Annotated in this window: 1 protein-coding gene; it reads right to left on the bottom strand. The window is 41.9% G+C overall.

Annotation, left to right across the window (positions count from 1 at the left end; genetic code table 11):
• A partial coding sequence (locus tag V1L65_RS28645; protein WP_442955732.1) for a carbohydrate ABC transporter permease occupies nt 1-333 on the bottom strand: 333 nt, incomplete at its 3' end.
• Nucleotides 334-434: the final 101 nt, after the last annotated feature.

Here is a 434-nt window from a genome sequence, read left to right as displayed (position 1 = left end):
GAAAATACCCGCTTGCACAAATTGGTTGAACTTCGTATTCTTTTTAAGCCAAACCGCTAGCGCAACTGAAATGACGAGTGTCGCGATAACGACTCCGCCGGTATAGATGACCGTATTGTATAGAGACTTGTAGAAATCCTCACGGCCTAAAATTTCTTTAAAGTTATCCAAGCCGATAAACTTGCTCTTTGCCTTGTTCATCAGGTTGTAATCATACAGGCTTAGATAGATCAAATATAAAATCGGATACACAACGAATACAAAAATACCAATCATCGCGGGAGCGATCATAATATAGGGACGCAGCCGTTCTCCTAGTTTGACCTTATGCACGGCTGAGCCCTCTCAACTTCTCTACTAATTGCTGATGCTCGCTCCCTGTATCATCATAGCGTTTCTCATTTTGATCAAAGAAATGCAGATGCTTTTCAGCG

The organism is Paenibacillus sp. IITD108 (assembly GCF_036541265.1).
Classification (GTDB): domain Bacteria; phylum Bacillota; class Bacilli; order Paenibacillales; family Paenibacillaceae; genus Pristimantibacillus.
The sequence above is the reverse complement of the archived record's forward strand: the minus strand, read 5'-3'. Positions and strand labels throughout refer to the sequence as shown.